General features: G+C 49.4%; 21 protein-coding genes and 1 tRNA gene. 8 read left to right on the forward strand and 14 right to left on the reverse strand.

Annotated elements, in window-relative coordinates:
* Window positions 1-43 precede the first annotated feature (43 nt).
* Window positions 44-694 carry a 4'-phosphopantetheinyl transferase family protein gene (locus AC4IFB_RS14310; protein WP_490777536.1) on the forward strand — a complete coding sequence of 217 codons (651 nt, stop codon included), beginning with the start codon at window positions 44-46 and terminating at the stop codon, window positions 692-694.
* An 8-nt stretch (window positions 695-702) separates the two neighbouring features.
* On the opposite strand, the gene AC4IFB_RS14315 is transcribed toward AC4IFB_RS14310, so the two are convergent.
* Entirely contained in the window at window positions 703-1,176 is a 474-nt protein-coding gene (locus AC4IFB_RS14315; RefSeq protein WP_490777537.1) for a hypothetical protein, read from the reverse strand.
* Window positions 1,177-1,329: 153 nt separating this feature from the next.
* Here AC4IFB_RS14315 and AC4IFB_RS14320 point away from each other — a divergent pair, with 153 nt between their 5' ends.
* Window positions 1,330-1,734: a 6-pyruvoyl trahydropterin synthase family protein gene (locus AC4IFB_RS14320; RefSeq protein ID WP_490777538.1), complete on the forward strand. Its 405-nt coding sequence runs from the start codon at window positions 1,330-1,332 to the stop codon at window positions 1,732-1,734.
* A gap of 108 nt (window positions 1,735-1,842) precedes the next feature.
* Here the strand turns inward: AC4IFB_RS14320 and AC4IFB_RS14325 are convergent, their stop codons facing one another.
* The gene (locus AC4IFB_RS14325) at window positions 1,843-3,069 is read right to left on the reverse strand and encodes an ammonium transporter (protein WP_490777539.1); all 1,227 of its coding nucleotides are present in this window, start codon (window positions 3,067-3,069) and stop codon (window positions 1,843-1,845) included.
* Between the two features lie 291 nt (window positions 3,070-3,360).
* Between AC4IFB_RS14325 and AC4IFB_RS14330 the strand changes: the two genes are divergently transcribed.
* On the forward strand, window positions 3,361-4,263 hold the full coding sequence (locus AC4IFB_RS14330) for a hypothetical protein (protein ID WP_490777540.1): 903 nt from the start codon (window positions 3,361-3,363) through the stop codon (window positions 4,261-4,263).
* A 210-nt stretch (window positions 4,264-4,473) separates the two neighbouring features.
* Here AC4IFB_RS14330 and AC4IFB_RS14335 read toward each other — a convergent pair whose 3' ends face one another.
* The 5 genes from AC4IFB_RS14335 to AC4IFB_RS14355 form a co-directional block, all read right to left on the reverse strand.
* On the reverse strand, window positions 4,474-4,953 hold the full coding sequence (locus tag AC4IFB_RS14335; protein ID WP_490780517.1) for a hypothetical protein: 480 nt from the start codon (window positions 4,951-4,953) through the stop codon (window positions 4,474-4,476).
* A gap of 407 nt (window positions 4,954-5,360) precedes the next feature.
* Window positions 5,361-5,437, reverse strand: a tRNA-Met gene (locus AC4IFB_RS14340).
* Window positions 5,438-5,491: 54 nt separating this feature from the next.
* On the reverse strand, window positions 5,492-6,583 hold the full coding sequence (gene ychF / locus AC4IFB_RS14345; RefSeq protein WP_490780518.1) for a redox-regulated ATPase YchF: 1,092 nt from the start codon (window positions 6,581-6,583) through the stop codon (window positions 5,492-5,494).
* Window positions 6,584-6,684: 101 nt separating this feature from the next.
* Complete coding sequence (locus AC4IFB_RS14350) at window positions 6,685-6,990, reverse strand: STAS domain-containing protein (protein ID WP_490777543.1); 306 nt, start codon at window positions 6,988-6,990, stop codon at window positions 6,685-6,687.
* A 193-nt stretch (window positions 6,991-7,183) separates the two neighbouring features.
* Entirely contained in the window at window positions 7,184-7,948 is a 765-nt protein-coding gene (locus AC4IFB_RS14355) for a ParA family protein (protein WP_490777544.1), read from the reverse strand.
* 427 nt (window positions 7,949-8,375) lie between these two features.
* Here AC4IFB_RS14355 and AC4IFB_RS14360 point away from each other — a divergent pair, with 427 nt between their 5' ends.
* Window positions 8,376-9,251 (forward strand): L,D-transpeptidase family protein, encoded by an 876-nt coding sequence (locus tag AC4IFB_RS14360; protein ID WP_490777545.1) that lies wholly within the window; start codon window positions 8,376-8,378, stop codon window positions 9,249-9,251.
* A gap of 146 nt (window positions 9,252-9,397) precedes the next feature.
* Here the strand turns inward: AC4IFB_RS14360 and AC4IFB_RS14365 are convergent, their stop codons facing one another.
* From AC4IFB_RS14365 to AC4IFB_RS14395, 7 genes are all read right to left on the reverse strand, one after another.
* Window positions 9,398-9,667 (reverse strand): Lpp/OprI family alanine-zipper lipoprotein, encoded by a 270-nt coding sequence (locus AC4IFB_RS14365; RefSeq protein ID WP_490777546.1) that lies wholly within the window; start codon window positions 9,665-9,667, stop codon window positions 9,398-9,400.
* Window positions 9,668-10,081: 414 nt separating this feature from the next.
* Window positions 10,082-11,767 carry a gamma-glutamyltransferase gene (gene ggt / locus AC4IFB_RS14370; RefSeq protein WP_490780558.1) on the reverse strand — a complete coding sequence of 562 codons (1,686 nt, stop codon included), beginning with the start codon at window positions 11,765-11,767 and terminating at the stop codon, window positions 10,082-10,084.
* A 4-nt stretch (window positions 11,768-11,771) separates the two neighbouring features.
* On the reverse strand, window positions 11,772-12,026 hold the full coding sequence (locus AC4IFB_RS14375; protein ID WP_490777547.1) for a YfhL family 4Fe-4S dicluster ferredoxin: 255 nt from the start codon (window positions 12,024-12,026) through the stop codon (window positions 11,772-11,774).
* Between the two features lie 107 nt (window positions 12,027-12,133).
* Window positions 12,134-12,610, reverse strand: a complete 477-nt coding sequence (gene coaD, locus AC4IFB_RS14380) for a pantetheine-phosphate adenylyltransferase (RefSeq protein WP_490777548.1) — start codon at window positions 12,608-12,610, stop codon at window positions 12,134-12,136.
* Window positions 12,611-12,729: 119 nt separating this feature from the next.
* Window positions 12,730-13,299 carry a 16S rRNA (guanine(966)-N(2))-methyltransferase RsmD gene (gene rsmD, locus AC4IFB_RS14385; protein ID WP_490780519.1) on the reverse strand — a complete coding sequence of 190 codons (570 nt, stop codon included), beginning with the start codon at window positions 13,297-13,299 and terminating at the stop codon, window positions 12,730-12,732.
* 69 nt (window positions 13,300-13,368) lie between these two features.
* Window positions 13,369-14,712, reverse strand: a complete 1,344-nt coding sequence (locus tag AC4IFB_RS14390) for a M16 family metallopeptidase (protein ID WP_490780520.1) — start codon at window positions 14,710-14,712, stop codon at window positions 13,369-13,371.
* Complete coding sequence (locus AC4IFB_RS14395) at window positions 14,702-16,066, reverse strand: M16 family metallopeptidase (RefSeq protein ID WP_490777551.1); 1,365 nt, start codon at window positions 16,064-16,066, stop codon at window positions 14,702-14,704. Before AC4IFB_RS14395 ends, AC4IFB_RS14390 begins: the two co-directional genes overlap by 11 nt.
* 248 nt (window positions 16,067-16,314) lie before the next feature.
* On the opposite strand from AC4IFB_RS14395, the gene ftsY reads away from it, so the two are divergent.
* From ftsY to rpoH, 4 genes are all read left to right on the forward strand, one after another.
* Window positions 16,315-17,316, forward strand: coding sequence for a signal recognition particle-docking protein FtsY (ftsY, locus tag AC4IFB_RS14400; protein WP_490777552.1), 1,002 nt, complete (start codon window positions 16,315-16,317; stop codon window positions 17,314-17,316).
* Complete coding sequence (ftsE, locus tag AC4IFB_RS14405) at window positions 17,313-17,996, forward strand: cell division ATP-binding protein FtsE (protein WP_490777553.1); 684 nt, start codon at window positions 17,313-17,315, stop codon at window positions 17,994-17,996. The genes ftsY and ftsE overlap by 4 nt, the downstream gene beginning before the upstream one ends.
* Window positions 17,986-18,927, forward strand: coding sequence for a permease-like cell division protein FtsX (ftsX, locus tag AC4IFB_RS14410; RefSeq protein ID WP_490780521.1), 942 nt, complete (start codon window positions 17,986-17,988; stop codon window positions 18,925-18,927). The genes ftsE and ftsX overlap by 11 nt, the downstream gene beginning before the upstream one ends.
* A 136-nt stretch (window positions 18,928-19,063) precedes the next feature.
* The gene (rpoH, locus tag AC4IFB_RS14415) at window positions 19,064-19,921 is read left to right on the forward strand and encodes an RNA polymerase sigma factor RpoH (protein WP_490777555.1); all 858 of its coding nucleotides are present in this window, start codon (window positions 19,064-19,066) and stop codon (window positions 19,919-19,921) included.
* Window positions 19,922-20,044: the final 123 nt, after the last annotated feature.

Consider the following 20,044-nt stretch of genomic DNA (forward strand, 5'->3'; position numbering starts at 1 on the left):
CTGCTACAATCCACCACTCTGACAGGTTAGACCGGATATTCTCATGACCGATGATCTTGCACAGCTGTTCCCACCCAATGCCATTATCGTCAAGGCTGAAGCGTCGATGTGGAACACCCCTTTGTGCAAAGAAGAGGAGGCCTTAATCGAAGGCGCGGTTGAGAAACGGCAAAAGGAGTTTCGTGCCGGACGTCATTCAGCTCATCAGGCGCTGGAGCAATTGAATGCGCCATGGCTTCCACTACTTCGGGAGAAGAGCCGACAACCGATATGGCCTCCAGGTTACCTGGGTAGTATCAGCCACTGTCGTGATGCCTGTGTAGCTGTTTGTGCAAAATCAGAGGATATGTTTGGCCTCGGAGTCGACGTAGAACCTTTAGAGCCACTACCAAAAGGGGTCGATCAGTATATTCATACCGCAGAAGATAGCCTAACCATGAAATCTGTCGAGATACTGCCGGAGAGGCTGATTTTCAGCGCCAAGGAGAGTATCTACAAATGTTACCACCCGATGCTTGGCCAGCACTTGGGATTTCAGTCAGTCTCTCTTGAAATCGACACCGAGAATAAGCGCTTTAAATTTATACCCACGAAATCGTGTGCTATCCCGTTCCCCAGAGAATTTGAATTCCATGGCCGCTATCTGGTTGACTCAAGCCACCTCTACACTGGATGCTTTTTATCAGCTGTGTAACCCTTAATCTACCCGACCAGCACCGACACAGCAGTTGCATTCCAGCGATCACCGCCAAGTGTAGGCCTTCCACTGCCATTCCAAAGATCTGCAGTCTGTTCTGGTGAGATGGCGTTGATTTTCAATTCGGCGGCTTCCCGGGTTAGCGCATCGACATAGCGATCCCTACCTGCAATATCGATAAGATCGTAGTAGCTGAAATCCTTACCGAATTCACTGGTAATAATATCAATCGTATCGTCAAGAAGATGTGTTTCAATCAGCTCTAAGACGCGCATCTCCACGGCACTCTTCTCTGCCATGACACGCTGATACTCTTCCCAAATAAGCTCTCCGCGACGAAAAAGATCCTCATTCCAGTTTTCAATAGCGTGTCGAACCGGTTGTGTTGCCAGATGAGGGAAATCACGTGACAACTTCTTCAGTTGTGCCACAGCGTCCCTAGCAGCATCTAAAAACTCAAAATTTTCTGAATCACTCATATCAACCCGACGTATAACTGCTTTTTTAAATTAACGGCACAGCAGTTAAATCCTTTATTCCTCCTATTTAGCCGCTCGAACAATCCCTCTACTGGCGAACCCAATCACCACCCCGTATACTTGCCGATCGATCAAATCTATGACACCCAGACAATGTATACGGTTACCAAAGAGATCCATTTTTGCTACGGCCATAGGCTATTGAATCACAAGGGAAAATGCCGTCATCTACATGGCCATAATGCCACTGCAGTGATTCACCTGGAATCGAAACAGCTCGATGAGCTTGGGATGGTCTGTGATTTTTCGGAGATTGGTGACTACGTCAAGCGGTGGATCAATCAACATCTGGATCACAACATGTTGTTGCACTCTGAGGATCCGGTATTACCTCTGTTACAGGAAGCGGGTGAACCAGTCTATGTCATGCCGGTAAACCCGACTGCGGAAAATATCGCACGTTTGATCTTTGACTATGTTGAAGCCGGCGGCTTTCCCGTAGTTGAAGTCTCTCTCCATGAAACAGACAGCGCCTTAGCGAGCTACCGAAAAGCCTAAGCAACACCTCAGCATCTGTTGCGAGCCGATCTCCTCCTCACACAACCTGTGCGGGGGATATCCGCTCCGCCTGATTGGCGAAGCGGGTTAGAGTCCCCTTATCTAAAGTCAGTTGAGTTCGTTGTAACCACGCTCGTCATGCAGAACAATATCGAGTCCCTCGATCTCCTCTTCCTTGTTGACTCTCAGGCCAACCAGCATATCTACCAGCTTGAGGATGCCGAAGGTTACCACCGCAGTAAATACAATCGTCGCCAACACACCGACTAATTGAACCCAGAGCTGAGCGCCCATGGACTCTATGCCATCTGCAAAGCCATAACCTGAAAAAACACCCAAGGAGGTTGAACAGAAAACCCCGGCAAGCAGAGTTCCCAAAATGCCGCCGACACCATGAACCGGAAAAACATCGAGAGAGTCGTCGATTTTCAAGATCTGTTTAAGATAATTGGTTGCGGAAAAACAGATGATGCCCGCCAAAAGACCGATCACCAGCGCACCGGCAGGACCAACAAAACCCGAAGCAGGGGTAATGGTACCTAAGCCTGCAACCATGCCGGTTACTGCACCAAGAGCACTGGGTTTTCCAAATTTGATCCATTCACGAACCAGCCAGGTCATCGCCCCGGTAGCTGCAGAAATATGGGTCACCAGCATAGCCATGGATGCGCTCCCATCGGCAGCGAGTGCACTACCGCCGTTGAAGCCAAACCAACCAACCCACAACATCCCTGCACCGGTGATTGTCATGGTCATGTTGTGGGGCATCATAGATGCGGTGCCAAATCCCCTTCTGGGGCCCATGACCAAAGCCGCCACCAATGCTGCGACACCTGCAGTGATATGAACTACAGTCCCGCCGGCAAAGTCATACAACCCCATACTACCCAACCAGCCACCGCCCCATACCCAATGGGTTATCGGCACGTAGACTAAAAACAACCAGATCGCACTGAACAGCAGCATCGCGGAAAACTTCATACGCTCGGCAAATCCACCAACGATCAGCGCCGGGGTGATGATCGCAAATGTCATCTGAAACAGCATAAACAGTGATTCAGGGATATCCCCTGACAAGGTATCCTTGCCAACACCTGACATCAGCACCCGGCTCAGGTCCCCTATCCAGGCATTTCCCTCACCAAAAGCAAGACTGTAACCAGCGATAAGCCATAAAATTGATACCATGCCGGCAATGGCAAAACATTGCATCAACACGGAAAGAACGTTCTTTGTCCTTACCAGACCGCCATAAAACATGGCCAATCCTGGTAGGGTCATAAATAAAACCAAAGCCGTGGATGTCATAATCCAAGCTGTATTCGCACTATTCATAGTTACCCCTTTGAGTCATTATTCCCCCTCAGAATTACCGAAAACCACAAATTTTATGATTTATTACAAAAAAACGCTTTAATCTAATGTTATCATTAGGTTAGGCTCACAAACAGTCGAATTCCGGCTAAAGTATATGGGTCGATAGCCGCTAAACCCACTGAGTGCTGGCGAATGAACAATATCATACCCTATATGGTCAAAAACACTTGACCATATAAGTAAATATTAATATAGTGTCTCGTGTAGTGAAGTTTTTTTGCTAATCTCGGCTCGCAAACGGACAATTGGATGAAAAACCAGACATCAACACAACCTACCACTGATCGGGTCATCCCTTTCAGGATCGGTAATGTTGAGCAGCTACCCATCCTAGCGCAGGATGAATCCTGCAAAATTATCAAACAGTACTTTGACTATCTTGAGGAAACTCTTACTCAAGAGGATGGTGTGGTTGATATCGAGCAGTTGCGTGAAATGCTCAACGAGGTCTCAGGATTTATCCGCTCCAACAAAAGCCAGATCAGAGCAGATGGTTATGGCCGCATGCTCAAGCGCCTGAATAAGATCTATTCTCACGGCTTACGCCTTGAGGACAACAAAGCCTTCACCAGTACTGCGGTCAACTTCGCCGATATTCTTAATTCCGTCAGTCAGAACTTTACCAGCTACGACTACAGTGAATCTGTCGGCCTGCTTCTCCACTACATGCATAAGATGTTCAACTATCGTGAAGAGGGCTGGCTGGAGGTTTTCGAACACCTGCTCTCAATGCCCGACAATATCCAGATTATGCAGTTGCTTAAAACCCAGCATCTCCAGGAGATTCAAAACTGGGTCGAAGAGGGGGTGGATAACCTGTTTGCTTTGCTGGATGAGCAATTGGAAGTCATCGACAACATCGACGCCGAGATACTTCAATTGGATCAGGAGTTATTGCAACGACGTAAATCGCTTACAGTCAGAACTACAGATCCAACCACGAATGTGGTAATTCCACTTTCGAGAATTCGTGAAAAGCATCTGATTCAAGAGCTGTTTGATAAGAGAAATCAGTTGATGATTGAACGTGTTGCAAAATTGGAGCTGACGGAACTACTTGATGAAAACATTCAGGAGTTCACTGACCGCCTCACTGAGATCAGGCGCAGTGCCTTGATCCACCTTGCGTGGGATAACCCCGCCAAACAGTAAAACAGAAACTGAGCTTTATAAACAAAAGGCCTGACTAGTTCAGGCCTTTTGTTTTTTGAGGAAAGAGAAAAAACCCAGCCCTACTACTCAGCCTCTCCACCAAGGCATATTTCAATCCCTTTTCTCTGACACTATTAACCCTAACATTCTGATATTAAAAGGACAGGCCAACCGTACCATATATACCGGCAACTGCAGTGGTAGAAACGTCTACTGGCGAGGCAGGTTTAACACAGGGCTGGCAGCCGTTGCTGGTTCCAGTGGTAGTGAGATAAAGGCGTGGTCGTTCTTGCCATGGCAGGTCATACAAGCCTGATTAAGCTTTGTGAATGATTGCTTGAAGCTATCCCAGTTTTTTGATGCCACCCCTTCCGCAATGGCCGGCAATCCAGTCTGTAAAAACTCCTCAGCCGTCTCTGCACGCTTCGGTCTGGCAAGCTGCACAACTTTGATCAACTTTTCAATCTCCTCAACCTGGTACTGGGCGAACTCCCATTTAGCCTGTTTTGCAGCCCAGTAGAGGCTCTTGTAGCGCTCACCGATTTCAAACATCCAGTGGGATGTCCCTGGCACTAATCTGAGCAGATTCTCAAGCTGCTCTTCAGGGCTGCTGTCATTTCGCCAGTCATCAGCTTTAACAGGTGATGCAAGAAGAAAAGTGGAAAATACTGCAATTCTTAACGCAATCATTGATTTTTTCCAATTGGGTGTGAATAGAGTGAATATCCGACAAATGAGGGGATAAGTTATTAAACAACAACATATTTCTCACTTTTCGCATATGCTGCCAAGCTGCTTCCACTCGTTCAGTAACAGGAACGAGATAGAGTCACCATGGACCATGCTATGCAGCCGATTCGGCATTCGGTGGATTAATTGAATATTGATAAATAGTGGGGGGAGTCTAGCTTTCAAGCTTGCACAAAAAAACATGCTAAAAACGGGTTTAATATACCTCAAGCAGCCGAGTTCTATCGTCAATTCGGCTTTACTGATCAGACCATAAGTATTACGACACTCAGCCGTCGTGTGCTGGCTCACGGCAAGGCAGTTATTGAAACGAAAAAAGGCCTGACGAATGTCAGGCCTTTTTGATTTGGTAGCAAGGGGCAGATTCGAACTGCCGACCCCAGCATTATGAGTGCTGTGCTCTAACCAACTGAGCTACCTTGCCAGAAGCTATGTTGAAGGGCGAGGAATATACTGATGCCTCACCCAAGTGTCAATATCAGACGTTAAATCGGAAATGGATAACATCCCCATCCTTGACCACATACTCCTTACCCTCAGAGCGCAATTTGCCTGCTTCCCGAGCACCCTGCTCGCCATTACAGGCGACAAAATCCTCATAGGCAATGACCTCTGCACGGATAAATCCCCGCTCAAAATCGGTATGTATGACCCCCGCAGCCTGAGGTGCTGTGGCTTCGGCAGGAATTGTCCAGGCCCGAACCTCTTTCTCCCCTGCGGTAAAATAGGTCTCCAGACCTAATAACTGATAGCCGGCACGAACAACCCGATTCAGGCCAGGTTCTTCCAGACCCATGTCTGCCAGGAACTCACCCCGCTCTTCCTCGTCCAACTCAACGATTTCGGCTTCGATGGCAGCACAGACCGGTACAACCTCGGCTCCCTCATCTGTCGCCAGCGCCACCAGCGTATCGAGATGGGGGTTATTTTCAAATCCACCCTCATCCACATTAGCAACATAGAGCACAGGCTTAATGGTCAATAGAAACAGATCCCGTAACTCAATGACCTGCTCCTCGCTGAGATCCATACTGCGAACCGGTTTACCGCTATTCAAATGGTCCCGCACAGATTCCAGCAATGCTTTACGCACAAGTATCTTCTTATCACCGGTTTTGGCTTGACGGGCAGTTTTGTCCAGCCCCTTCTCCACCGATTCCAGATCGGCCAGCGCCAACTCGGTGTTGATCACATCCACATCACCAGCAGGATCTACCCGACCGGAGACATGCACAACATCATCATTTTCGAAGCAGCGCACTACCTGAGCAATGGCGTCGGTTTCGCGAATATTGGCCAGGAACTTATTACCTAGCCCTTCGCCTTTGGAGGCCCCGGCCACCAGACCGGCAATATCCACAAACTGCATACTGGTCGGGATGATCGCCTGCGGCTTCACGATCCCGGCGATCACATCCTGTCGGGGATCCGGCAGGGGAACCACACCGACATTAGGGTCGATAGTGCAAAAGGGATAGTTTTCCGCTGCAATCGTCGCCTTGGTCAAGGCGTTAAAAAGTGTCGACTTGCCAACATTCGGCAAACCCACGATACCGCATTTAAAACCCATGAATGCTACCCCTGGAAAAAAAGGTGCCAGCATACCGGAAAGTACCGATAATTTGCACCATTACCAGGTATCAGGCCTGAAGATTAACTCAGATTGGGCGCTTACTGAATGGTAAAGAGCTTTCCGAAATTGGCGATCTGCAGGATCTCCCGCACCGCTTCATTACCGTTTATCAGCACGACATTATTCTCTTCTGCAGCACTGTGCTCACGCAATTGCAACAACATACCCATTGCTGAACTATCAAGATAATCAGTCTGAGCAAGATCCACTATGAATAACTTTTCACGTTTTGGATAGCTTTTGTAGGCCTGCATGAAATCTTGATGTGTGGAAAAATCAAATCGACCGGCAATTTTCAGAGTTACTGTTTTTTCATCGTCAGAGAGTTCGCTGATTATGGACATGGGTGCTCCTGATCAAGGCTTATATATTCTCTACACTAGCTAATATCGACACAGACCATGATTGCTGAAGCCCTCTCCCCACGGAAGAGAGGGATCAACAACACAAATATAGGGTACTCTGCCGATGCATATGAATTTCAATTCAGCTTGGGAAACCTGGTGGGCCATGGGGCAATTTTGCTAACTCTCAGAGCTACTGCTGCAGGTGGTCAACCCGATTCAATAGCTCATCCGCCAAAGCCTTGAACTCTTTCGCCGATTGACTCGAGGGCTTGTACTCAAAAATGGTGCGCCCAACCCCTGGACATTCAGCAATCGCCGCCGCTTCACGTATAGGTGTTGTCAGTAACTGATCAGCAAAGTGGTTTTGTAATTTTTCTGCGATCTCTTTACAGAGTTTTCTGCGTGGAAAAAACCGATTCAAGGCAATCCATTGAGTGAGTGGCTTTTTCAGATAGGGCTCGAATTTTTTTAGTGTTTTCAGCATCATCACCAGGCCATTCAGTGACATATGATCAGCACTGACTGGAATCAACGCCTCATCAGCGGCAAAAATCGCATTTGCCACAAGCAAACCTGAAGAGGGGGGACAGTCAAACAGGATAAAATCCTGATCCTCAGTCACATCCTCAAGTCCCTCTCGCAGTAATCGCGCCCGAGTTGCCCCACCATCCTGCAGATATTCTATCTCCTGGAGTTTTTCCCCTGCTGGAATCAGGGTTAGAAAATCCCGGATTCCCTGCCTGACAGCAGAGAGATCAAGTTCATTCATCAACACCCGGTCAATCCCTTTGGTCGGCGCACGAAACAGACCATAGCTCGATGCCAGTTGACCTTGAGGATCGAGATCAATCACCATGACCCTATGTCCGGCAAGCGCCAAGGCATGACCCAGGTTGGTGGTTATGGTGGTTTTGCCCACCCCACCTTTTTGGTTAATAAGCGCTATTCGCCTCATGCCTTGTCCTGTTCTTCATCGTATCCGGAATATCTCATGGTTGAATATTGCGCCTACCAATAACTTTGCCGGAATAGTCTATGCACAGCCGAGGGCTCTGGTAATAGCATCTGTAAGTTATTTGCTTGGTTGGCGGGTCATTTCCAGCATATGACCTTCAGCAATTTATAGTTGAGCCAAAAAAAATCAAACAGTACAAGGCCCTACATTTGCTATCGACCCTGACACCTGATTCTTTAAAAGGACCATGACAGTAAATTTATTGTCTAATAATTAAACAATTGTTGAAGTGCCCAACATTTCTCAGCCATGGTGCCGACATCTGAGGTAAACTCATCTATATTAGGTTTGTTTTGTCTATATGATTGTTATGCATTTTAAGCTCCCTCTACTGTTATTTTTCTTGACCTCTTTCGCCAGCCCCTTAATGGCGGTCACTTTTGACCTGCCTGCTGAGGGAGACGATATTGTGGGTCGGCACTTCAGACTGACCACACACTATGAAGACACCTTCTCAGATATCGCCCGAGTCTATGATATAGGCTATCGCCAAATGGTTGCAGCCAACCCAGAGGTCGATGCCTGGTTGCCTGGTGAGGGCAGTGAGATAGTCGTACCTCAGCAATATATACTCCCTCCTGGCCCACGCGAGGGTATTGTTATCAATCTGGCCGAGTTACGCCTCTACTACTACCCCAAAGAGAGACCAGTGGTAATCACCTACCCAATCGGCATCGGTCGAGAGGGTTGGAGCACACCCACTGGAGTGACGAAGGTGATCGGCAAGAAGGAGGGCCCCAGCTGGACGGTTCCTGAGTCGATTCTCAAAGAACATGAAGCGGATGGTAACCCATTACCGGAAGTGGTCCCTCCGGGCCCTGACAACCCTCTGGGCACTCATGCTGTCTATTTAGGCATGAGTGGATATCTACTGCATGGTACGAATAAGCCTTTTGGGGTCGGGATGCGGGTCAGCCACGGCTGTATTCGCCTCTATCCGGAAAATATCAAACAATTCTTCGATGAAGTTGAAACCGGTATTCCGGTGCGAATCATTGACAAGCCCTATAAGGCAGGCTGGTTGAAGGGTGAGCTCTATGTACAGGTACACCCTCCCCTGGTTGAATATGTGGCGGAAAACGGCCACAACCAAACTGAACTGATCGATGCTGTAATCAGTAAGCTGACTGAAGATAACCGTCGCCCAGACTGGAGACAGCTGCAAACCTATGCAGATCAGCAGACAGGTCTACCTATGCCGCTCTACCTTTTGCAAGGGAACGAGGTGGCGGATAGCCACTGAAAATCGCTGCCATCAGAAAAACTATTTCTCTAATCGCCTGATTCTCTATTGATTCCAATAAAAAACCCCCGTGGAAACATTTTCCAACGGGGGTTTCTATAGCCAATGCGTTACAAAAAAGAAACGCCCGACTTAACGATATACCTTTACTTGGCCATCGCTTTCTCAGACATACGACCGCAACGCTCGTTACAAGCTTCGGCAGTATCTTTGGCAGCATTCGCAGCTTTCATGGCAGCATCAGCTGTACCCTGAGCAGTGGCAGCGTCCAGTTGAGCCTCTTTCGCAGCTTTCATGGCAGCGTCTGCAGCAGCTTGAGCGTTTGCTACATCAGCTTCCAGGCTGCTATTGGTAGCACAACCTGCGAACAGACCAAGACTGAGAATCATAGCGGCAGTTTTGATGGTAGTTTTCATAATTACTCTCGATCTCTCTTGTGAGTTTTACATTGTGTGGCAGACGCTCCGTACCTTTCCAGCTGTTTTTGTCGATACAGAGTTTCCCAAATAGACCCTTTCCAGGTATCTCATGCGATAAACCCCAACCCTGGGGTTAAAACTATCAACGGCCTATTTGGGATGCTCCCAAAAACGAGGGCTTCGCCCTGTAATGCCCGATTAGTCTACTCCAACAAAGATTAGAGCGTACCCGATCGAGTAGAACATTGCGCAATCCGGCTCCCCACCGTTTAACAAGTATCTACAAATCCCAGACTGTAAAGAGCAGTAACATCTGGCACGGAAGCTTGATCCAAAAGTTAAACAAATTCAATGGCAAGATTCCAACTTTTAGAACTTTTTTGCAAATAATCACCGACTTTTAACGTTAATCTACTCGATTCTCGCCATCCCCACCCCTCTGGGATCACTTGCTGCTTCTACTTCACCGGTTTGTTTGTTCCACATAACCCCCTGCATATTGCCATACTTTCTCTGCAGGGATTTAAAGCTGTGGCCCATGGAAGTTAATCGCTTCAGCTGCTCTTCGGTGAAGGCATCCGATTCAAACTGCACCTGATCAGGTAGATACTGGTGATGGAATCGGGGGCGTTTGACCCAGCTATCCGGCCCTTTTCCCTCTGCCATCTCCAGGATCCCAAGCAGCACCATGGTGATGATGCGACTCCCCCCCGGCGTACCTAAAATGGCCACTCGCTGGTCATCTTCCACGAAGCTAGGACTCATGCTTGAGAGCATGCGCTTCCCACCTTCGATCGCATTTGCCTCGCCGCCGACAAGACCATAAACATTTGGCACACCCGGACTGGCAGAGAAATCGTCCATTTCATCATTCAACAGAACCCCTGTGCCTGGAACAACCACACCGGAACCAAAGGGGTAATTAATGCTCAATGTTGCCGATACCCGATTCCCTTGCCGATCCAGAATGGAAAAATGGGTAGTGTCCTGACCCTCCCCCTGTGCGGCTTTTTCACCCAGGACGCTTGGGGTGGCACGCTGCATATCAATCCCACGACTCAATCCCGTTGCATAAAGGGGATGGGTAAGGGTCGCAACCGGTACTTCAACAAAGTCAGTGTCTCCCAGATATTCAGCCCTATCGCGATAAGCCCGTCGCATCGCCTCAATCAACAGATGGTTTTTTTGCGGCTCCGGTAAGGCGGCATAGTCCATCTGATCGAGAATATTGAGAATAGTCAGGATCGCCACCCCCCCTGAAGAGGGTGGTGCAGCACTGGTGATTCTCAAGCCCCGATATGAGCCGGTGATCGGTTTACGCTCGATGACCTGATATTGGGACAGATCCTCCAGACTCCAGATTCCACCTGCCGCTTTAACTCCCTCTACCAGCTGTCGCGCCATCGCTCCCTGGTAAAAACCATCTCTCCCTTCATCTGCAAGCCTTTGCAGGGTATCTGCGAGCTCTGGCTGTTTTATCAGGTAACCTGCCGGTGGTATCTCCCCCTGGGACAAAAATTGTGCAGAGGAGGCAGGATAGGCCTGTAGTACAGGCAGACGCCACTTCACCATTTGCCGATAGAAGTCATCGACTTCAAAGCCTTTTCTGGCGATATCGATGGCAGGTTGAAGTAAAACTTCTAGTGGCAGTTTTCCATAGTGCTCTGCCAGATGAGCTAGGGCTGCTGGAGCCCCAGGAATGGCTGCAGCGAGTGCCCCGTCGATCGATTTGGAAGTGACAATTTCACCCGTTTCATCCAGATAGAGATCACGATGAGCCGCCAATGGCGCTTTTTCCCGACCATCTATCATGGTCTGATAACCATCGCTTGCGCGATGTAGTAACCAGAATCCCCCGCCTCCCAACCCCGAACTATAGGGTTCGACTACAGCCAACACCGCACTCACTGTAACTGCAGCATCGAAGGCATTGCCACCCAGGCGAAGGATTTTGTGACCCGCCTCGGTCGCGAGAGGATGAGCACTGGCTATCGCTGCATTTTGGGGGTTTTCTAATGCCCATGCCGAATTGATACAGAAAAGCAAAATAAAAAGGCTCCGCAAAGGAGCCTTAAACAATCCCGTGGCAAGCGCCATCGTTTTATTCGGATTCGCCAGTGATCTTGAGGTATTTGGCATACAGTACTTCATAACTCTCCTCATGTTCAGGATCTTTAGGAATACAGTCAACCGGGCAGACCTCAACACATTGTGAGGTTTCATAATGACCTACGCATTCCGTGCAAAGGTCAGCGTCAATTTCATAGATTTCATCACCCTGTGTGATCGCCCCATTGGGACATTCGGGTTCACAGACATCACAATTGATGCATTCATCGGTGATTAATAATGCCATTCGGTTCTCTCCTACTCGTTCGGATGTTTAGACTATTTCCCAAGGCTTGTTGACTCCAAATCAGCGTCCTAGATAACACTGTCAGAGTCACGGCGCCGAATTTTAGGCTAGCTATAGCGTTGACTCAATGCATTTTGTACATTGGCATGCACAAATTCAGAAACATCGCCCCCCAAGGCGGCAATCTCTCTGACCAATCCGGATGATATGAATGCAAATTGTTCGGCCGGGGTTAGAAATAAAGTCTCAATATCCGGTGCCAAACGGCGATTCATACCTGCCAATTGAAATTCATACTCGAAGTCTGAAACAGCACGTAACCCTCTAAGAATTACGTTTGCCTGACACTCATGCACAAAATCCACCAGCAGCGTGTCGAAAGCAAGAATCTCAACATTTTCGATCCCCCCCAGTACAGTTTGTGCCAGGGCAAGACGCTGTTCCAGATCAAATGCGGGGTTTTTCCCCGGATTTTTAGCCACCGCCAATATGACATGATCGAACAGTTCCGACGCCCTTCTTACAAGGTCGCTATGTCCGTTGGTAATGGGGTCAAAAGTTCCAGGGTATACGGCTTTAATCATATTTCACTAGCAATTAAACGGAATTATCATAGTAGCAGAAGCTTGAGTATTGAATGACAATTATCACATCAGCCATGGGGTTTCAGTTAAACCGGGCCTATCAACCCTGACTGCAAACCTCATCCGGGCAGTGGCGCACTGGCCAAGCCATATCGGACTTGCCCTGCCACCTTTTCCTTCAATAGCTGCCAACCTTCAGGCAGAACCGGTAATGTCCTGGAGGTCTCTTCTTCAAGATAGATCCGGGCATCGGCAGCCAGCCATCCCTGAGCCAGTTTCTGACACAGGGGACCAAGAAGATTAGCAGAGAAGGGGGGATCAAGAAAAACCACATCGAAGGTTGCAGGCTCCTGTTCCAACCATTGAAGCGCATCAGCTCTCACCACAGTGACCTGATTTAACTTTAAATTCCGCCGGTTCTCCTCCAATTGTCTAACCACCGCAGAAGCCGTATCCAGCATCACAACCTGACTGGCACCTCTTGAGGCGGCTTCCATTCCCAAGGAACCACTTCCGGCAAACAGATCCAGACATCTCGATCCCACGATTCTTGGTTGCAGCCAATTGAACAACGTCTCTCTAACTCGGTCCCCCGTCGGCCTAAGACCAGGAAGATCCGCAAAGGGAAGCCTCCTTCCCCTGTGTTCACCACCGATTATGCGAACTTGGCTTGCTACTTGATTGGACATCTACTCTTCTCTAATCATTTCTTGTACAACCACTGTTGAGCACACTTATTGAGCGGGATAGTGGGTCGACTAGGGCTTACCATCAGCCTGAGCCAATGGATTAGAGAATCTACCCACCTGCACCCGTACCAGACGCTCAGGGTCAACACGGCGTTGGAAGGCATCACGAATCTGTTCTTTGGTGACGGCTCTAATCTGTTCAACAAAAACATCGAGATAGTCCAAAGGTAGTTCGTAGAAACCGATTACAGCAAGATACTCCACAATCTTTCCGTTGGAGGCTATTCGCAAAGGGAATCCACCGGTGATATTCTGTTTAGCCGCTTTCAACTCCTCTTCTGTCGGCCCTTCTGAGATATAACGCGACAGGGTATTTTTCGCCACTTCCAATGCTTCCTCAGCCTGTTCATTTTTTGTCTGCAGACCGAGCTGGAAGAGACCGAGCTGACGCATTGGCAGGAAGTAGCTGTATACACTATAGCTCAGCCCACGTTTCTCCCTCACCTCTTCACTCAGTAGTGAGACCAAACCGCTACCGCCGAGAATGTGATTACCGACATAGAGGGAGAAGTAGTCCTTATCACCCCGTTTCAAACCAGGCTGACCTAGATAGAGGTGGGATTGAGTAGATGGAAAGGGTATCTGTTTAACAATCTCCTTTTCAATTGATTTTACCGGGGGAAGCGGGGGAGTGTGTTCTCCAGCCGGCAGACCACGCATCACCTCTTCTGCAAGCACAGCCGCAAGATCCCGTTCCACTGCCCCAACAATCGCAATCAGTCCGTTTCGAGCCACATAGAGTCGTCGATGTGTCTGCTGAATATCTTCACGGGTTATCGATTCAACCGATGCTTTAGTGCCCGATGGATCTGCAGCATAGGGGTGGTCACCATACACCAGCTGGTAGAGCTGCTTTTTACCAATACTCCCCGGAGACTGCTCATCCCTGATCAACCCAGCCAGTATTGATTGGCGCTCTCGGGCAATGTCATCTGCTGAAAATCGGGGTTTGACCAGTATTGCAGACAGGGTTTCGAGGGTCAGATCGAGCACTTCAGGATCAGTCAAAGACCTCACAGAGACCCAAGCCATATCCCTTAATGAGCCTGATTCCAGTTGTGAACCCACCCCTTCCAGGCGCTCAGCTATCTGCTGGGCACTCCAATCTCCTGCTCCTTCTGTCAAAAGCGTATTGGTGAAAGAGGTTATTCCCGGTTTATCCCCATCTCTTGCGCTGCCGGCATCGAATACCACCCTGATATCAACCATGGGTATTTCAGGTGCATGAACATAGAGTACCTTTGCACCATTCGAGGTCTCCCATGTCTCGATATTGGGAGAAGCCGCAAGCAGCCCTGAAAACAGCGTCAATGCAGATAGAATAAAAAGACGAATCACTGATTTAGTGGGCATGGCGGCCTCCTGCTATAGACTGCTTCATATCACTCTCATCCATTGGCAGAGGCTCAAGCACTGCAACAGTTAAATTATCATCAACCAGATACTTTTCAGCGACCTGCTTGACCTGTTCAGCGGTTACAGCCTTCAGATGATCGACATACTCATCGGCCAATCGCCAATCAAGCCCGACAGTCTCAAGTTGGCCGATCAGCATGGCCTGGTAGAAGACCGAGTCCTTCTCGAAAACCTTGGAGGCTATGATCTGATTGCGCACTCTGGCCATCTCCTCCTCGGTGACCAACTCTCTCTTGAACCGATCAAGCTCTTTGATGATTGCTGTTTCAACCGTCTCAACTGAAACACCTGTCTTAGGAACTGCATCAAGGATAAGCATGCTTGGAAGTCGCGAAAAAGCGCTGTAGCGGGTATCCACCGAGACCGCCAATTGACTGCCCCGTATCAGATTGCTCGCCAGTCGTGCGCTGGCTCCACCATCGAGAATGTAGGTCAACATCTCAAGCGCATAGGGTTCCCACTCCTGCTCGGCTTTACCAATTACTGGCGTTTTAAATCCCATCACCATATAGGGTTGTCGGGCTGGCACCTTCAGTGCTAATCGTTTTACCCCTCGCTGGACTGGTTCATCTCGTGGTTTGGTCATGGAGATCGGCTCAGGCTTGAGCACACCGAAATATTGCTCAGCCAATTTAATCACCTGATCGGGATCCACATCCCCGACCACCACCAGTGTCGCATTGTTGGGTGCATACCATTTACGGTACCAAACCTGTAGATCTTCCACCTGCAATGCATCCAGATCAGACATCCATCCGATTACTGGGATGCGATAAGGGGATGCCTGGTAGGCACCAGTAAGAAAAAGTTCGTAGGTCAGAGACTGAGGCTTGTCTTCAGTACGCATACGGCGCTCTTCTTTGACCACCTCAACCTCTTTTTTAAACTCTTCTGCTGGCAGTAACAGGTTCCTCATCCGGTCGGCCTCCAGCTCGAAGGAGACTTCCAGCCGATCACTCGCCATGGTCTGGTAATAAGCTGTGTAGTCCCTGCCGGTAAAGGCATTCTCATCCCCACCATTCGCTGCAACGATGCGGGAAAACTGTCCAGGGGGATGATTCTCAGTGCCTTTGAACATCATATGCTCAAGAACATGCGAGACGCCGGTAATGCCACCATGCTCATAGCTTGAGCCAACCTTGTACCACACCTGGGATACCGCAATCGGTGCTCGTCTATCCTGCTTCACAATCACCTTCATTCCATTTTCCAGCTGGTGTTCCACAACTTCGGCCTGGGCAGTGCCCAAGGCAAACAGAAACAGGGTCATTACCGTCATCAATCTTTGCATCAAGATCTTCCTTTTTTATCGTTCACGATTCAGCTGGAGCTTTACATATTCCTGTCTCAATCCCGTAACTGGAACAGAGCGAGAAATACTGGCACTTTATCAATGGCCCAGAGGCGCTGTAGAATAGCGCCGGCGACAATCCGATGGCATTGTTTCAGAGGCTCTGAGGATTGTCCAAAAAGCTCCAGGTAAAACTATGAACCTGGGATCAGAGCAGAGTTCCAATCACCCTCTTGGTAATCCCCAATATGTTCGGTTTTGGTAAACGAAAGAAGTCAGCGTCAGAAGCGCCAGCAGAGAAGCCCGCAGTTGAAGAAAAACGTGGCCTCTTCTCCCGTCTGCAGGAGAGACTGACCCGTACCCGTCACAATTTAACCGATGGGCTGGCAAATCTGGTGATGGGTCGCAAGACCATTGATGAGTCATTGCTGGAAGAGTTGGAGACCCTGCTGATTACCGCCGACGTTGGAGTAGAGGCAACCAGCAGAATCATAGATGACCTGACTGATCGGGTAAAACGAAAATCCCTGAACGACCCTGAAGCCCTGACCCAGATCCTCAAACAACATCTGCTGGAGATTCTGCAGAGTTGCGATACACCAGTCAAAGAGCACCAGAATGGCAAGCCTTTGGTGATGATCATGGTGGGGATTAACGGTGCGGGGAAAACCACGACCATCGGCAAACTGGCTCGAAAATTCCAACTCGACGGGGAGACCGTAATGCTTGCTGCCGGCGACACTTTTCGGGCAGCTGCCGTGGAACAGTTGCAAACCTGGGGTGAGCGCAATGAGATTCAGGTTATCGCCCAACATACCGGTGCCGATGCCGCCTCGGTAGTCTTTGATGCCCTACAGGCAGCCACTGCACGACAAATCGATGTGCTGATTGCGGATACAGCGGGTCGCCTGCATACTAAAGCCAACCTCATGGAGGAGTTGGCTAAAATCACACGCGTGATGAAGAAAATAGACCCGGACGCCCCCCATGAAGTACTGCTTGTGGTGGATGCCGGCACAGGACAAAATGCAGTCAATCAGGCGATGCATTTCAATGAATCAGTGGGACTGACCGGGCTGGTCATTACCAAACTGGACGGAACCGCCAAAGGCGGTGTTGTCTTCGCCATAGCAGATAAGGTCAAGGTTCCGATAAGGTTTATCGGCGTCGGCGAGTCTATTGAAGACCTGCGGGAATTTGAGCCAAAGGAGTTTGTCGACGCTCTGTTTGAGAGAGACGCTACAAGTTGATCCATTTCGACAATGTCAGCAAGCGCTACCCTGGTGGCCACACCGGGTTAAGCAATATCAATCTGCGTATTGAAGCAGAAGAGGTGGTCTTTCTGACTGGACATTCAGGTGCCGGTAAAAGCACCTTACTGAAACTGATTGGTCTACTGGAACGCTCAAGTGGTGGGCAGGTCCATGTCAATGGCCGCAATTTGACCCGACTCAAGAATCGCCAGATCCCCTTTCACCGACGGGAGGTGGGGATGATTTTCCAGGATCATCGCCTGCTGCATGACCGTACTGTATTTGACAATGTAGCTCTACCCCTGGTGGTTGCTGGTTTGGGACATAAAGAGATCGGCAGGAGGGTTCGTGCTGCCCTGGATAAGGTCGGCTTGCTGCATAAAGAGAAAAATGCCCCTGTAACACTCTCCGGTGGAGAGCAGCAGCGTGTTGGCATAGCAAGAGCCGTAGTCAGTAAACCCCCCCTGGTGTTGGCGGATGAGCCCACAGGTAATCTGGACCCAGACCTCTCCAGAGAGATCATGGATCTGTTTATGCAATTCAACCAGGTCGGTGTGACCCTGTTGATCGCCTCTCATGATCTGGCATTGATCAGTGGCATGAATAAACGCATGCTGACCCTGACCAACGGCGCGTTGAGTAACGACACCAAGCAGGAGTTCAGGGATGTCACTTAGCAGACTGCTCGCACTCCCTGGAATCTGGTTACAGAGACACGCCCAGGTCTCCCTATTCAGCCTTGGTCGACTGTTCGCTAACCGTGTCTCCTCATTGATGACCTGTGCCGTTATTGGTATTGCGCTCGCCTTGCCTGTCGGTCTGCATGTGATGCTGAGTAATCTGCAGGGAATCAGTGGTGGATGGGATAGCGGAGCAAGCATATCTCTGTTTCTGAAACAAAATATTACAGACACTCAGGCAATTTCACTGGCTGAGAAACTTCGCCAGCATGGACGCATTGAGCAGGTTGAAATGATCAGCCGAGGATCTGCACTGGAAGAGTTTCAGAGTCTCAGCGGCTATGCAGACGCGTTGGAAGCGCTCGACAGCAATCCACTACCCAATCTGCTGGTAATTCAACCGCAAGCGAAATACACCACAGCAGAGACCGCACAACAACTGGTTCAGGAGCTACGCTTGTTACCAGAGGCTGACATAGTGCAACTCGACCTGCAGTGGGTTAGGCGGTTACAGGCCATTACAGTCATAGCGCAACGCGCTGTGGTTGTACTCGCTGGGCTACTCAGCATGGCGGTGCTGCTGATTGTAGGAAATACCATCCGGCTGGAGATTCAAAACCGTAGAACCGAGATTGAGATAACCAAGCTGATTGGTGCAACCAACGCCTTCATCCGTCGTCCATTTCTCTATACCGGGTTCTGGTATGGACTGTTCGGTGGTTTGATCGCCTGGATACTGGTGGCCCTGGCAATCATTCTGCTGAGTGGCCCAATCGCCAAACTGGCTCAGCTCTATCAGAGTTCGTTCGATCTGAGTTCGCTGGATTTTATGACCGTGCTCGTGCTCTTGAGTGGCAGCTCCCTGCTTGGCTTAGCCGGCTCCTGGTTAGCTGTAGGGCGTCATTTGAGCGCAATCGAACCCAGCTAACACACTGATATCAGTAATAATAAACCACTTTTTTCCTATTGAACTTTCCCTCTGCTCACTGGTCAGAAACTACAGTTGGCACTCCTCACACGAGAGTGCTAATATTCACTATAGAAGAAATCTGGGGTAATTTTGCATGAGTAAAGAGATCGCACTGGCCACCATGCCAACTGGTAGTATGGATACTTATATCAGCGCAGCCTTTCAGTTGCCGATGCTGAGTGCCGAAGAGGAACACAGTCTCGCAGTAAGACTGCGTGACCAAAAGGACCTGAAAGCGGCTCAAGCTCTGATCACCTCCCACATTCGCTTTGTAGTACGTGTCGCCAGAAATTACAGTGGCTACGGACTGGCTCTGCCCGACTTGATTCAAGAGGGCACAGTCGGGTTGATGAAGGCGGTCAAGCGCTTTGACCCCGACATGGGCGTACGCCTGGTCTCCTTTGCCGTACATTGGATCAAGGCAGAAATTCATGAGTACATCCTGAAGAACTGGCGTATCGTCAAAGTAGCAACCACCAAGGCCCAGCGAAAACTCTTTTTCAATCTTCGCAGCTCGAAAAAGCGCTTGGGTTGGTTTTCCAAGGAAGAGGTCGACAACGTCGCCCAGGATCTCGGGGTCAAACCTGAGACCGTCATGGAAATGGAATCAAGACTTTCAGGTCAGGATATCGCTTTCGACGGCCCCTCCCAGGACGACGAAGAACAGATCACCCCCGCCCCCGCAGGATATCTTAGCGATATGCGCATGGAACCAGCATCCGTGCTGGAAACTGCGGACAGTGAGACTCAGATGAAAAAGAGCCTGATGTCAGCGTTGCAGGATCTGGATCAGAGAAGTCGTCAGATTTTAGAGGCACGATGGTTAGGAGAGCAGAAATCGACTCTGCATGAATTGGCAGAAGAGTTTCAGGTTTCAGCTGAACGAATACGCCAAATAGAGAAAAGTGCAATGAAAAAGCTGAAGCTGCAACTTGCCAGCCAAGCTAGTTAAATTAGCTCTTCAAGCTGAACTGACTGCATAAAAGTCCTCTCATTCCCACACACTTCTAAAGCTACCTCACCCCTGGCCGACATATGCAGTCAGGGGTTACCTATTGTCTGACTATAATGCCGA

This window comes from Candidatus Thiodiazotropha sp. AKIB8, assembly GCF_058244675.1.